13 protein-coding genes and 1 riboswitch are annotated in these 13354 nt (G+C 73.9%); of the genes, 8 read left to right on the top strand and 5 right to left on the bottom strand.

What is annotated here, in order from left to right; translation table 11 throughout:
* From H299_RS0125350 to H299_RS0125360, 3 genes are all read right to left on the bottom strand, one after another.
* Positions 1-978, bottom strand: coding sequence for a 1-phosphofructokinase (locus H299_RS0125350; RefSeq protein ID WP_027750698.1), 978 nt, complete (start codon positions 976-978; stop codon positions 1-3).
* Positions 979-1166: 188 nt separating this feature from the next.
* Positions 1167-2333, bottom strand: a complete 1167-nt coding sequence (gene nagA / locus H299_RS0125355; RefSeq protein ID WP_027750699.1) for an N-acetylglucosamine-6-phosphate deacetylase — start codon at positions 2331-2333, stop codon at positions 1167-1169.
* A complete protein-coding gene (locus H299_RS0125360) occupies positions 2330-3277 on the bottom strand; it encodes an ROK family protein (RefSeq protein ID WP_037760542.1) in 948 nt (315 codons plus the stop codon). Before H299_RS0125360 ends, nagA begins: the two co-directional genes overlap by 4 nt.
* Before the next feature lie 356 nt (positions 3278-3633).
* Between H299_RS0125360 and H299_RS0125365 the strand changes: the two genes are divergently transcribed.
* From H299_RS0125365 to H299_RS0125380, 4 genes are all read left to right on the top strand, one after another.
* Complete coding sequence (locus tag H299_RS0125365; protein ID WP_027750701.1) at positions 3634-4920, top strand: extracellular solute-binding protein; 1287 nt, start codon at positions 3634-3636, stop codon at positions 4918-4920.
* A 97-nt stretch (positions 4921-5017) separates the two neighbouring features.
* Positions 5018-5365, top strand: coding sequence for a DUF3263 domain-containing protein (locus H299_RS40670; protein WP_078513033.1), 348 nt, complete (start codon positions 5018-5020; stop codon positions 5363-5365).
* Between the two features lie 89 nt (positions 5366-5454).
* Complete coding sequence (gene otsB / locus H299_RS36205) at positions 5455-6405, top strand: trehalose-phosphatase (protein ID WP_078513034.1); 951 nt, start codon at positions 5455-5457, stop codon at positions 6403-6405.
* 14 nt (positions 6406-6419) lie between these two features.
* Positions 6420-7256, top strand: a complete 837-nt coding sequence (locus H299_RS0125380) for an endonuclease/exonuclease/phosphatase family protein (RefSeq protein WP_027750703.1) — start codon at positions 6420-6422, stop codon at positions 7254-7256.
* 51 nt (positions 7257-7307) lie between these two features.
* Here the strand turns inward: H299_RS0125380 and H299_RS0125385 are convergent, their stop codons facing one another.
* Complete coding sequence (locus H299_RS0125385) at positions 7308-8831, bottom strand: trehalose-6-phosphate synthase (protein WP_027750704.1); 1524 nt, start codon at positions 8829-8831, stop codon at positions 7308-7310.
* 158 nt (positions 8832-8989) lie between these two features.
* Here H299_RS0125385 and H299_RS0125390 point away from each other — a divergent pair, with 158 nt between their 5' ends.
* Positions 8990-9394, top strand: a complete 405-nt coding sequence (locus tag H299_RS0125390) for a Rid family hydrolase (protein WP_027750705.1) — start codon at positions 8990-8992, stop codon at positions 9392-9394.
* Between the two features lie 101 nt (positions 9395-9495).
* Here H299_RS0125390 and H299_RS0125395 read toward each other — a convergent pair whose 3' ends face one another.
* On the bottom strand, positions 9496-10530 hold the full coding sequence (locus H299_RS0125395; protein ID WP_027750706.1) for a glucosyl-3-phosphoglycerate synthase: 1035 nt from the start codon (positions 10528-10530) through the stop codon (positions 9496-9498).
* Between the two features lie 164 nt (positions 10531-10694).
* Positions 10695-10835, top strand: a riboswitch (SAM riboswitch).
* 17 nt (positions 10836-10852) lie between these two features.
* Between H299_RS0125395 and thrC the strand changes: the two genes are divergently transcribed.
* The 3 genes from thrC (at position 10853) to H299_RS0125410 (ending at position 13075) form a co-directional block, all read left to right on the top strand.
* Positions 10853-12139 (top strand): threonine synthase, encoded by a 1287-nt coding sequence (thrC, locus tag H299_RS0125400; RefSeq protein ID WP_027750707.1) that lies wholly within the window; start codon positions 10853-10855, stop codon positions 12137-12139.
* 50 nt (positions 12140-12189) lie between these two features.
* The gene (locus tag H299_RS0125405) at positions 12190-12468 is read left to right on the top strand and encodes a MoaD/ThiS family protein (protein WP_027750708.1); all 279 of its coding nucleotides are present in this window, start codon (positions 12190-12192) and stop codon (positions 12466-12468) included.
* Positions 12469-12871: 403 nt separating this feature from the next.
* On the top strand, positions 12872-13075 hold the full coding sequence (locus H299_RS0125410) for a cold-shock protein (protein ID WP_016472377.1): 204 nt from the start codon (positions 12872-12874) through the stop codon (positions 13073-13075).
* Positions 13076-13354 lie beyond the last annotated feature (279 nt).

Below are 13354 nucleotides of genomic sequence, written 5' to 3' on the forward strand. Positions count from 1 at the left end.
CTACCCGACTGGGGCCCGTTCGGTCGCCTCGATCAGGGGCAGCAGTTCGGCGTACGTCGCCTGGTCGTACTCGCCCGCCGCCCGGGAGCGTACGGTCGCCGCCGACAGGGCCACCGCGCGGCTCAGCAGCTGAGGTTCGGGCAGTTGCTCGACCAGGCCGGAGAGCAGTCCGGCGACCGCCGAGTCGCCCGCGCCGGTCGGATTGCCGGTGAGTGTGGGCGGTACCGCCTGCCAGACGTGTTCCGGGCCGACCAGCAGCATGCCGTCCGGGCCCAGTGAGACGGCCACCGTGTGTGCTCCGCGCCGCCGTGCCTCGTGGGCGGCGCGCAGCGGGTCGCTGGTGCCGGTGATCCCGGCCAGTTCCCGTGCGTTGGGCTTCACCAGGTCGGGCCGCGCGGCGAGGCCTCGGCGCAGCGGTTCGCCGCTGGTGTCCAGCAGCACCGGCACTCCGGCGGCACGCGCCTCCCGTACGAGCGTCGCGTACGCGCCCACCGGCACGCCGGGCGGCAGGCTGCCGCACAGGGCGACCGCGTCGGCGTCGGCGAGCAGGGTGCGGCAGGTGGCGAGGAAGCCGTCCCACTCGGCGGGGGTGATCAGCGGGCCGGGTTCGTTGAGCTGTGTGGTGTCGCCGCTCTCCTCGTCGACCACGGCGACGGTGCGGCGGGTGGCCGCGCCCGAGGGGATCAGCGCGTCCGTCACCGTGCCGCGGTCCGACCCGGCGTTTGCGTCCGCCGGGGCGGGCGCGTCGGCGGCGACGGCGTCCGCCAGCAGCCCGCGCAGCTCCTCGCCCGTACGGCCGCCCGCGAAGCCCGTCACCACGGTGTCGTGCCCGAGGGCCGCCAGTACGCGCGCGACGTTCAGCCCCTTGCCGCCGGGCCGTGCGATCACCTCGGTGACCCGGTGCGAACCGTGCCGCTCCAGGCGGGGCACGCGGTAGGTGAGGTCGACGGCGGTGTTCGGAGTCACCGTGAGAATCATGCGGATCAACCCCTCGCGGACACGCGCCCGTCCCGGCGGTCTGCCGGCGGGCGTACGGATGCGCCAGCGATCATGCCACTGGCGGCCTCACCTGCGCAGCCCCCGCCGGGCCGCCGCGCCGCCGCCGCGCTCCACGGCGTACCGCGTGCGGCCGTACCGCCCGCAGCCGTACCGTCGGCGGCTGCGGCTCACCCCTTCGCCGGCGGCGGCACCACCCATTCGCCTTTGCGCATGACCGCGGTGAGGGCGAAGTGCTCGTCCAGCACCACCAGGTCCGCGTCCTTGCCGACTTCGAGCGAGCCCACCTGGTCGGCCACGCCCAGCAGCCGGGCCGGGTTGCCCGAGAGCGCCTGGACGGCCGCCTCGACGGGCAGCCCGTCCACCGTGACCGCGCGCCGCAGCGCCTCGTCCAGGGTGAGGGTCGAACCGGCGATGGAACCGCCGCCCGCGACGCGCGCCACGCCCTCGCGCACCTCGACCTCCAGCGGGCCCAGCGGGTAGAGGCCGTCGCCCATGCCGGCCGCGCCCATCGCGTCCGTGATGAAGACGACCCGTCCGGCGCCCGCGCTGCCGAAGGCGAGTTCCAGGACGGCCGGGTGCAGGTGGGTGCCGTCGTTGATCAGCTCGACGGTGACCCGCTCGTCCTCCAGCAGCGCGGCGATCGGGCCGGGGACGCGGTGGCCGAGGCCGGGCATCGCGTTGAAGAGGTGGGTGGCGACGGTCGCGCCCGCGTCGATCGCCTGCTGGGTCGCCTCGTACGTCGCGTCGGTGTGGCCGACGGCCGCGATGACGCCGCCGTCGGCGAGCATGCGCACGGAGTCGAGCCCGCCGGGCAGTTCGGGTGCCAGGGTCACCATCCGCGCGGTGCCGCGTGCGGCGTCCACCAGCTTGCGCACGTCCGCCGGGTCGGGGTCGCGCAGCAGGTCGGGGTCGTGCGCGCCGCAGCGGTTGCGGGCGATGAAGGGGCCCTCGAAGTGCAGGCCCGCCAGGTCCCCCTGCTCGGCCAGCTCGCTCAGCGCGCCCGCCTGCCGGGCGAGGTCGTCCAGTTCACCGGTGACGGTGGAGGCGACCATGGTCGTGGTGCCGTGCCGCCGGTGCGTGTCGATGACCTTGAGGGCTTCCTCGGCGGTGCCCGCCGAGAAGGACGCGCCGCCACCGCCGTGCACGTGCATGTCGACGAAACCGGGCACGATCCAGTGCCCGGTCAGGTCGTGCGTGGAGGGCTCGGCGGGATCGGCCGCCGCGAGCGTACGGCCCTCGACGGCCAGCCGCCCGCGGTCGGCCACTCCCTCCGGCAGCACCACCCGTGCTCCGGTCAGCACTTTGCGCTGTGTCGTCGCCGTCTTGGGCGTCATCGACTCGAAACCTCCGCGGAGTGTTGATCCCAGGCCAGAAGTCCCGCGCCCAGGCAGCCGGCAGCGTCCCCGAGGGCCGCCGGGACGATCGTGGGAAGCGGCTGGAAGGTCACCCGGTCCCGTACCGCCGCGCGCAGCGGCGTGAACAGCGTGTCGCCCGCCTCGGCCAGGCCGCCGCCGATGATCAGCGTGCGCGGGTCCAGCAGGGTCAGGCCGGTGACCAGCCCGGCGGCGAGCGCCTCGAGCGCGTCGTGCCAGACGGCCTTGGCGCGCGGGTCGCCGGACTCGACGGCCTTGGCGGCGTCCGCCGCGGTCGCCGACGGGTCTCCGCTGGCCTCGGCCCAGGCGCGGCCCACGGCGGCGGCGGAGGAGAGCGTCTCCAGGCAACCGCGCTGCCCGCAGGGGCAGTCCGGCCCGTCCGGGCGGATCACGACGTGGCCCAGTTCCCCGGCGCTGCCGTGCGCGCCCGGCTCCACCCGGCCGTCGATGCCGATGGCTCCGGCGATGCCGGTGCCCAGCGGCAGGAAGAGGAAGCGGTCGACGCCCTTGCCCGCGCCGATCCGCCCCTCCGCGAGGCCGCCGGCGCGCACGTCGTGGCCCAGCGCGACGGGAAGCCCATTGCTCAGCCGTTCGCGCACGAGGTCGCGCACCGGCACGTCCCGCCAGCCGAGGTTGGCGGAGTAGACGGCGATGCCGTCGGCCTCGTCGACGGTGCCGGGCAGCACGACCCCCGCGGCGAGGGGTTCGGCACCGAGGTGCTCCAGGCCGTACGCGCGCAGTTCGGCGGCGAAGGCGAGCACGGACTCGACGACGGCTTCCGGACCCTGCTCGCGCGGGGTGACGCGGCGCGTCTCGTACAGGGGGCGGTACTCGGGACCGGCGCCGATGAGGGCGGCCTTCATTCCGGTGCCGCCCACATCGAGGGCAATGACGTAGGAGCTCACAACGGACAGTCTCCCGTGCGGACGGCATAAAGGTCTAGTCCACTTACGTGATCTTTCTGTGTGACGTGCGCACGGCGGGCCGGTGCGCGCTGCCCGGATTCCCGGCCATGCGCCCCTCGCGCCCCCTCCGCGTCGCGTACGACCGGGAAACTCAGGTCTGGACCAATCCTATTTTTTACGGAGATGCCTGGTCAGCGCGCCCCTCGGTGGCCCCTCTACAGGTGATCTTGCCAGTGGTGTAGACCTTATGGGGAATACGGGACAGACTCACGTCCCGTCGAACGCGAGCGGGCCGAAATCGGCCCCGCGGGCGAGCACACAAGGAATTCACGACGTCCCGAAGCAGGGAGGGCACGGTGCGGCGACGGCGATTCCTGAGCCTGGCGGCGACAGGTGCGGCGAGTACGGCGGGGCTTGCGCTCGCCGGATGCAGTGACGATTCCCCGGCAGGCGGCGAAGTCGCGCTCAGCGTGGTGGCGGCCGACTACGGCGACCCCGGCGGGAACAACGGCTCCCAGCAGTACTGGGACGCGCTGGCCGACGCCTTCGAGCGGCGCAACCCCGGCATCTCCGTCGACGTCTCCGTGCTGCACTGGAACGACGTGGACGCGAAGGTCGGCGAAATGGTCAAGAACGGCGAGCCGCCGGACATCGCCCAGATCGGCTCCTACGCCAGCTACGCCGCCAAGGACATGCTCTACAGCGCGGCCGACCTCCTGCCCATACCCGTGCAGGCGGACTTCCTGCCCAGCCTGGCCGCCGTCGGCGAGGTGCACCGGGTGCAGTACGGGCTGCCGTTCGTCGCCAGCACCCGGCGGCTCTTCTACAACAAGGACCTCTTCGCCGGCGCCGGACTCGACCCGGACGAGCCGCCCAGGAGCTGGGGCGACCTGCGGGACGCGGCCCGCGCGCTGAAGGCGGCGGGGGTCAAGCACCCGTACGGGCTGCCGCTCGGCCCCGAGGAGGCGCCCGCCGAGACCATGATGTGGATGCTCGGCGAGGACGGCGGCTACACCGACACTACCGGCGGCTACGCCATCGACTCCGCCGCCAACACCGCGGCCTTCGAGTGGCTGCGGGACGAACTCGTCAGCCCCGGCCTCACCGGCCCCGACCCGGCCCGCACCGACCGGCAGCAGATCTTCGACGCGTTCAGCGGGGGCGACGTCGGCATGCTCAACGGGCACCCCACCCTCATGCAGCAGGCCGCGCGCGACAAGGTCCGCTACGGGACCACCCGGCTGCCCGGTAAGAACGGCCCGGCCGCCACCACCATGGGCGTCGCCGACTGGATCATGGCCTTCAAGAAGAAGGGCCACCGCAAGGAGGCCGGGAAGTTCCTCGCCTTCGCGTTCAGCGAGAAGAACCACTACGACTTCGTCAGCCGCTACGAGCTGCTGCCGGTGACCACCAGCGCCTCGGAGCGGATGCAGAGCGACGACGAGCGGCGCCACCTGCGCAAGTTCCTGGACCAACTGCCGACGGCCGAGTTCTACCCGGCGGGCAAGGTGTCCTGGGGCAAGGTCAGTTCGCAGATCAAGAAGGCGGTCGGCGAGGCGGTCGCACCCGACCGGAGCCCGGCGCAGGTGCTCGGCGCGGTCCAGCGGACGGCGGAGACGGCCGAGGCACAGGCGGACGGCTGAGGGAGCGCAGATCATCTCCGGGAGCAGGCGCCCCGGCAGCGGAGCCCGGAGCCGGACCAGGGGGCACGGGGCAGCCCGCGGGGAGTACGTTGGAGAGATGGCGCAGCACACGCGGGACGGCGGCGATCCCGGCGGTCCGGACGGCTCGGGCGGCCCGGGGAGTCCGGCCGTTCCGGCAGCTTCCGGTGCCGGTACGGCCGGGTCCGCCGTTACGGCCGCGGACGGCCTGTCGGCGCGCGACGTGGCCGTCCTCGCCGTCGAGCGCCGCGGCTGGCCCGGACCCGGTGCCAAGGAGCGCGCCATAAGGGAGCGGCTGGGCATCTCCCCCACCCGCTACTACCAGTTGCTCAACGCCCTGCTCGACGACGCCCGCGCACTCGCCCACGACCCTGTCACGGTCAACCGCCTCCGCCGCCGCCGGGAGTCCCGGCGGGCGAACCGCTGAGCGCCCGCGCAGCCGCACTGCCCGCAGCCGCACTGCCGCTTCCGGCGGGTACCCGTGCGGCGGGCGTGCCGCCCGATAGGCTCGGCGGCATGGGTAGCGACTCTCCTCCCGGCCCCGCTCTTCCCACCCCCGGCACTCCGGCAGGCCGCGCCGGGCTCGCCGCGCTGCTGGCGCGGCCCGCGCGCGCCGTGGTGGTCACCGACTTCGACGGGACGCTGGCGCCCATCGTCCCCGACCCGGAGCAGGCCCGCGCGCACCCGGACACCGTGCCCGTGGTGGCCCGGCTCGCCCCGCGGCTGCGCGCGGTCGCCGTGCTCACCGGACGCCCGGCTGAACTGGCCGTGCGCTTCAGCGGGTTCGCCGACCTCGCCGCCCGGCCGCCGTCCCCGCCGAACCTGACGGTGCTCGGCGCGTACGGCGCGGAGCGCTGGGACGCCGCCACCGGCACCGTCCGCGTCCCTGCGCCGCACCCCGGCGTGGCGCCCGTACGGGCCGCGCTGCCCGCGCTCCTCGCCGGGGAGCCGGGCGTCCACGTCGAGGACAAGGGCGGCGCGTTGGCCGTCCACACCCGCCGGGCCGCCGACCCGGCCGCCGCGTACGAGCGCCTGCGGGCGCCGCTGGCCGCGCTCGCCGCCCAGCACGGTCTGCGGGTCGAACCCGGGCGCCTGGTAATGGAGTTGCGTCCGCCGGGCATGGACAAGGGCCTGGCGCTGCGGGAGTTCGCGCGCGAGACGGGGGCCGGGGCGGTGCTGTACGCGGGCGACGACCTCGGGGACCTTGCGGCCTTCGACGCGGTGGAGGGCCTGCGTGCCGAGGGCGTGCCCGGCGTGCTGGTGTGCAGCGGGAGCGACGAGGTGACGGAGCTGTCCGGCCGCGCCGACCTCGTGGTCGACGGCCCGTCAGGGCTGCTGGCGCTGCTCGCCGCCCTCGCCTCCGCGCTGGAAGGCCCGGCCCTGGACGCGGACTCGACCCCCGACGCGGCCCCCGACACGCCCCCCGACTCGCCCCCGGACCCGGCCGCGCCCCCGGCCGCCCCGTGACCCGCGCCGCGCGGCTGCGCGTGGTCACCTGGAACCTGTGGTGGCGCTTCGGCCCCTGGCACCGGCGCCGGGAGGCGATCCGTACGGTGCTGCGCGCGCTGCGGCCCGACGTCGTGGGCCTCCAGGAGGTGTGGTCGGACGGCACCGAGAATCTCGCCGGAACGCTCGCCGACGACCTCGGCCTCCACTGGACCTGGGCTCCCTCCTCCCGCTCCGAGCGGTGGAACCGGCGGCTGGCCGGCCCCTCGTCCACGGCGCCCCCGACCGAGTACGGCGTCGGCAACGCCGTGCTCAGCCGCTGGCCCGTGCTGGACCGTACGGTCCTGCGGCTGCCCGCCGACGGTGCCCGCGACGACGGACGGCTCGCCCTGCACGCCCGGCTGGACGCCCCCGGCGGCCCGCTCCCCTTCTTCACCACCCACCTCAACTCGGCGCCGCACGACTCCGCGCTGCGCTGCGCCCAGGTCACCGCGCTCGCCCGCTTCGTCGCGGAGCACCGGGGCGGTACGGACTTCCCGCCCGTGCTCACCGGCGACTTCAACGCGCTGCCCGACTCGGACGAGCTGCGCCTGCTCGGCGGCCATCGCACCGCGCCCGCCGTCCCGGGCCAAGTGCTGCTGGACGCCTGGGAGTACGCCGATCCGGCGGCGCCGTCGGTCACCTGGGACCCGGCCAACCCGTATGTCGCGGAGACCTTCTCTCCGGGCGGGCGGATCGACTACATCCACGTCGGCCCGCCGGGGCCGGGCGGGCTCGGCCGGGTGTGCTCCGTGCGCCGGGCGGGCGACGGTCCGGTGGACGGGGTGTGGCCCTCCGACCACGCGGCGGTCACGGCCACGCTGGCGCTCTGAGCACAGCGCGCGGGGCGTGGACGGGCCGGCGCGCGCCGCACGCGGCCGTCTTCAGGCGGTGCCCGTGCCCCGCGCGCCCAGCGCCTCCAGCTGGGCCAGGAACCAGGCGGCGGGCGGCAGCGCCGTCGCCGCCGCCGCGAGCCGGGCGGTACGGGCCGCCCGCTCCTCGGGCGGCATCGTCAGCGCCGCGTGCAGCGCGCGGGCCGTCGCGGAGACGTCGTAGGGGTTGACCGCGAGCGCGTCGCCCGCCAGCTCCGCGAAGGCGCCCGCCTCGCGGGAGAGCACCAGGGCGCAGCCCGCGTCGGAGACCACCGGGACCTCCTTGGCGACCAGGTTCATGCCGTCGCGCACGGGGTTGACCAGGGCCACGTCCGCCAGCCGGTAGGCGGCCAGCGAGCGGGCGAAGTCGTCCTTCACGTGCAGCACGACCGGGGTCCAGCCGGGCGTACCGAAGTCCGCGTTGATCTCCTGGGCGACCCGCGCCACCGCCGCCGTGTAGTCCCGGTAGACCGCCAGGTCCTGTCGGGAGGGGTACGCGAGCGCCACGTGCACGACCCGCTCGCGCCACTCGGGGCGGGTGGTCAGCAGCTCCCGGAAGGCGTGCAGGCCGCGCACGATGTTCTTGGACAGCTCGGTGCGGTCCACCCGCACGACCGTCCGGCGCGGCGTGCCGTCCGGTGCCGCGCCGATCTGCGCGCGCAGCGCCGCCGCCCGCTCCGCCACGTCCGGGCGGTGTGCCCGCTCGCGCAGGAACTCCGCGTCGGCGCCGAGCCCGTGCACGCCGATGGCCGTGGTGCGGCCCTCGTGGGTGACGTACGGCTCGCCGTCGGCCGTGGCCCCCACCTCGGCGCCCAGCACCTCCGCGCAGCAGGCGGTGAACGCGTCCGCCCAGCGGCGGGTGAGGAACGCCGCCCGGTCGGCGCCCAGCACGCCGCGCAGCACGGCGGCGGCGGTTTCGTCAGGCAGCAGCCGGTAGTAGTCCGGCGGCGCCCACGGGGTGTGCGAGAAGTGGCCGATCCGCAGGTCGGGGCGGCGCTCCCGGAGCAGCGCGGGGACCAGGTCCAGGTGGTAGTCCTGCACCAGGACGGCCGCGCCCGGCGCCGCCTCCTGCGCGAGCGCGTCGGCGAAGGCGGCGTTGTACGTCTCGTACGCGCCCCACTGGCGGGCGAACTCCGCGTCGAAGACCGGCTCCAGCGGCGTCTGGTAGAGCAGGTGGTGCACGAACCACAGCACGGAGTTGGCGACGCCGCCGTAGGCGTCCGCGAAGACCTCCGGCGGGATGTCGAGCATGCGGACGGCCTGGCCGCCGGTGTCGGCCGGATCGAGCCGCGCCCCCGCACCGGCTCCCGCACCTGCACCGGCTCCTGCCCCCGCCCGCCGGGCGGCCTCGCGGTCCGCGTCGCCAAGGGCCGCGCACACCCACAGCGCGCCCGCGTCCGGTCCGATCGCGCTGAGCCCGGAGACGAGCCCGCCGCCGCCGCGCCGGGCGGTGAGCGCACCGTCCTCGGCGGCGGAGTAGGCCACAGGGCCCCGGTTGGACGCGACGAGTACCTGCGCGGAGCGCTCGGGGGGCATGGGCGGAGCCTAGCCACCGGGCCGGCGGCGTAAACGCGGGACGCGCGGGTCGTACGGGGGGCGGGGGAAACCGCGTTGCCGGGTCGTGCGCCGGTGTGTTCGGGTTTGCGTGGGGGAGGACGTTTTCCGCACGACCGTGTATGAGGAGAGACCCAAGCGTGAGCAGCAGTGTGCGACTGATCCGGAACGAGCAGCTGTCGGACGTGGCGGAGTACGCCTACGCGTCGGCCGTCTCGGCACCGGCTCGGACGATCTTCACGGCGGGCGCCTGCCCGCTGGATGCCGAGGGCAACACCGTCGCCGTCGGGGACTACGTGGGGCAGGCCCGGCAGGTGATGGCCAACCTGGAGGCGGCGCTGACCGGCGCGGGCGCCTCGCGTACCGACGTGGCGAAGACCACGGTGTACGTGGCGTCGGCGCGTCAGGCGGACCTGGTCGCCGCGTGGGAGGTGGTCCGCGAGTGGTTCGGGGACCACGACGCCCCGAGCACCCTGCTGGGTGTCTCGGTGCTGGGGTACGACGACCAGCTCGTGGAGGTGGAGGCGGTCGCCGTCACCTCCTGAGCGAGCCCGCACCCGCCCCGCACCCGCCCCGCACCCGCACCCGCCCGCACCCGCCCGCACCCGCCCGGCCCGCGCCGGGCGGCGGCCGGGGGAGCCGGTGGTCAGCCGCGGGCCGCGTACTCCGGGATCTCCCGCATCGGCGGGCGCTCCTGCGTGTCGACCGCGTGCGTGTGCGGGGTGAAGCTCCCGTCCGGCGAACGGGCGAACTGCGTCAGGTCCGGGCGCACCGGGGCGGCGGCGGGCAGCCGCTGCTGGGCGGTGCGGTAGATCGTGGCGGCCATCCGGCCCAGCGCCTGGCCGTCCTGGTGGCGGTGGCGGCGCACTCCCACGTCGACCTGGGCGAGCGCGTCCAGTCCGGCCGTGTCCAGGGCGTCGATCAGCAGCCCCAGCTCGACGCCGTAGCCGACGGGGAAGGGCAGCCGCTCCAGCAGCTCGCGGCGGGCCGCGTACTCGCCGCCGAGCGGCTGGACGAAGCCCGCCAGCCGGGGCCAGTGCAGGTTGAGCAGCGGCCGGGCGACCAGCTCGGTGACCCGTCCGCCGCCCGCTGCCGCACCGGCCGGCCCACCCGCCGCGCTGATGCCGCCCGGCTCACCCGGCACCGCGCCGAGCGGCCGGTCGTACATCGCCTTGACCAGCCGCACCGACGGATCGGTCAGCAGCGGCCCCACGATGCCGGAGACGAAGTCCGCCGAGAAGTCCTCCAGATCGGCGTCCACGAAGCAGACGATCTCCCCGCTGGTGGCCAGCAGCGAGCGCCACAGCACCTCGCCCTTGCCGGGCAGCGCGGGCAGCCGGGGGAGTATCTCGTCGCGGTGCACGACCTTCGCGCCCGCGTCGCCCGCGACCTCGGCCGTTCGGTCGGTGGAGCCGGAGTCCATCACCACCAGTTCGTCGACCAGCGGCACGGCCTCGGTCATCAGCTCCCGCCGGATGACCGAGACGATGCGGCCGACGGTGCGCTCCTCGTTCAGCGCGGGGAGGACGACGCTCACGCCCCCGTCCATGCCCCCGCGCGCGCCCGCCGTGCCTCCGTGCGCACCGCGCCGCCGCCGCTTCGCGGCGAGGAGCTGGTCCATCGGCCGATCCGCCGCTGACCAGGAGCGACGTTCGAGCCAGTGGCCGACCTCGTCCAGCACGTGCGCTCCTTTGTGATCCATCTCGCGGGCCGGACGCTCTCTCCACACCCTTGGCCTTCGGTTACAGTCTTGAACAACGACATCGGCCTTCGCATGCCGGGGTCGATCCGCGAGGCCGCCTGCCGCTGTACGAGGGCGACGGCGGCAGCGCGACAACTTCATACCGCTCATCCAGAGGGGCAGAGGGAACGGCCCGATGAAGCCCCGGCAACCCTCCAGCCGGCCTTGCGTCCACCGCGAGGCTCCCGGCTAGTGAAGGTGCCAACTCCGTCTCGCGGCGAGATACGTCGCGGGGAAGATGAGGAGAAAGGGCCTCGCCTTCATGGCTGTGCAGACTCCCGAGAAGTCCACCGGCGGTTCTGTTTCGCTCGGACCCGCCGCCGCGCTCTCCTGCCGCGAATGCGGCACCCGCTTCGCACTCGGCCCGATCTTCGCCTGCGAGGAGTGTTTCGGCCCCCTCGAAGTGGCCTACGACCTGCCCACCGGTGACCCGGAGGGCCTGCGGAAGCAGATCGAGGCGGGCCCGCCCAGCATCTGGCGGTACGCACCGCTGCTGCCCGTGCCGGCCGGCGTCGCCGCCAGGCCCAGCCTCGACCCCGGCTTCACCCAGCTGGTGAAGGCCGACAACCTGGCCCGCGAGCTGGGCATCACCGGCTCGCTGCACATCAAGGACGACTCCGGCAACCCGACGCACTCCTTCAAGGACCGGGTCGTCGCCATCGCCGTCGAGGCTGCGCGCGCCTTCGGCTTCACCACCCTCTCCTGCTCCTCGACGGGCAACCTGGCCGGTGCGGTGGGCGCCGCCGCGGCCCGCGCCGGATTCCGCTCCTGCGTCTTCATCCCGCACGACCTGGAAGAGGGCAAGGTCGTGATGGCCGCCGTCTACGGGGGCGACCTGGTCAGCATCGAGGGCAACTACGACGAGGTGAACCGCTTCTGCTCCGAGCTGATCGGGGACCCGCTGGGTGAGGGCTGGGGCTTCGTCAACGTCAACCTGCGCCCGTACTACGGCGAGGGCTCCAAGACCCTGGCCTACGAGATCTGCGAGCAGCTGGGCTGGGAGCTGCCGGACCAGCTGGTGATCCCGATCGCCTCCGGCTCGCAGCTGACGAAGATCGACAAGGGGCTCAAGGAGCTGATCGCCCTCGGCCTGGTCGAGGACAAGCCCTACCGGATCTTCGGCGCCCAGGCGGAGGGCTGCTCGCCGGTCTCCCGCGCCTTCAAGGACGGGCACGACGTCGTACGGCCGGTCAAGCCGGACACCATCGCGAAGTCCCTGGCCATCGGGAACCCGGCGGACGGGCCGTACGTCCTGGACATCGCCCGGCGCACGGGCGGCGCGGTCGAGGACGTGGACGACGCGCAGATCGTGGACGCGATCAAGCTGCTCGCCCGCACCGAGGGCATCTTCGCCGAGACGGCGGGCGGGGTGACGGTGGGCGTCACCCGCAAGCTGATCGAGAAGGGCCTGCTGGACCCGGCGCTGTCCACCGTCGTGCTCAACACGGGCGACGGCCTGAAGACGCTGGACGCGGTGGCGCCGACGTCCAAGCCGTCCGCGACGATTCCGCCGAGCCTGGCCGCCTTCCGCGCCGCCGGTCTCGGCTGAAGTCCCCCGTACTCCGTTCCTCGCACCCCGTTTCCCGGAAGGTGAATCGCATGAGCGTCAATGTCCGAATCCCGACCATCCTGCGCACGTACACCGGCGGCAAGTCCGAGGTGCCCGCCGAGGGCGCCACGCTGTCGGAGGTGCTGACCGACCTGGAGAAGAACCACGCCGGAATCGGCGCCCGGGTCCTGGACGACGAGGGCAAGCTGCGCCGCTTCGTGAACGTGTACGTGAACGACGATGACGTGCGCTTTGCCCAGGGTCTGGAGACGGTCACCCCGGACGGCGCGGGCGTGTCGATCATCCCGGCGGTGGCCGGCGGCTGCTGAGCCGCCCGCCCGCCCTCCAGTACGGCGATCGCCCCCTCCCGGCCCGGCCGGGAGGGGGCATTTCGGTTCCCCGAAAGGGAGTAGAGTGGACTCGCTCCCTCCCCATGCGTGTCACACGCAACGAGAACGCGACAAGTTGCGCCCCAAAATGGCGCCGCAATTGTCGCGTTACTGCGTTATGTCCCATCCCAATTGCCCCGCTTTTCCGGGTTATTCCGGCTAATTGGCGATCTGTCCGGACGGGAATTCTCGTCCAACTGACCTGTTGCAGACGGCGTTCAGGCAGATACATTCAGCGGCGGTCGACGCGTTCCGGCGCACATCTCCAGTTACTGGGGGTGAGGTCTGACCCGGGTTCGCGAAGTGCGGGCTCGCGCAAGGGCCAGTAATAGGGGAGTTTGGAATGGCTCAGGGCACCGTCAAGTGGTTCAACGCGGAGAAGGGGTACGGCTTCATCGCGGTCGACGGTGGTGCGGACGTCTTCGTCCACTACAGCGCGATCCAGATGGACGGCTACCGCACCCTGGATGAAGGACAGCGAGTCGAGTTCGAGATCTCGCAGGGTCAGAAAGGGCCGCAGGCGGACATGGTCCGCGTCACCGGCTGAAGCGCCGACCGGGACTGCATACAGCTCTTCGAGGGCCCGCACCCACCTGGGTGCGGGCCCTCGCGCGTGCCCGGAACCGGCCTGCCCGCGCCCCGCCGCCCGCCCGTCGCCCGCCCGGCGCCCGCCCGTCCGCCGGGGGGACCGCTTGCACTCGAGGGGGTCGAGTGCTAATCATTGGCGTTAGCACTCTGACAGTGAGAGTGACAGAAGGACCGGTTCGGTGAGGTCCGCCGACCGGGTGGGGCAAGGAACCACCTGGTGTGCGGGCCGTCCGTCGCG

Source organism: Streptomyces sp. CNH287 (assembly GCF_000424825.1).

Excerpts from the sequence above, each read along its gene's own strand:
- thrC (WP_027750707.1), top strand. The coding sequence starts at position 10,853 with ATGGCTGTGCAGACTCCCGAGAAGTCCACCGGCGGTTCTGTTTCGCTC.
- H299_RS0125385 (WP_027750704.1), bottom strand. The coding sequence starts at position 8,831 with ATGCCCCCCGAGCGCTCCGCGCAGGTACTCGTCGCGTCCAACCGGGGC.
- H299_RS0125405 (WP_027750708.1), top strand. The coding sequence starts at position 12,190 with ATGAGCGTCAATGTCCGAATCCCGACCATCCTGCGCACGTACACCGGC.
- H299_RS40670 (WP_078513033.1), top strand. The coding sequence starts at position 5,018 with ATGGCGCAGCACACGCGGGACGGCGGCGATCCCGGCGGTCCGGACGGC.
- nagA (WP_027750699.1), bottom strand. The coding sequence starts at position 2,333 with ATGACGCCCAAGACGGCGACGACACAGCGCAAAGTGCTGACCGGAGCA.
- H299_RS0125350 (WP_027750698.1), bottom strand. The coding sequence starts at position 978 with ATGATTCTCACGGTGACTCCGAACACCGCCGTCGACCTCACCTACCGC.
- otsB (WP_078513034.1), top strand. The coding sequence starts at position 5,455 with ATGGGTAGCGACTCTCCTCCCGGCCCCGCTCTTCCCACCCCCGGCACT.
- H299_RS0125410 (WP_016472377.1), top strand. The coding sequence starts at position 12,872 with ATGGCTCAGGGCACCGTCAAGTGGTTCAACGCGGAGAAGGGGTACGGC.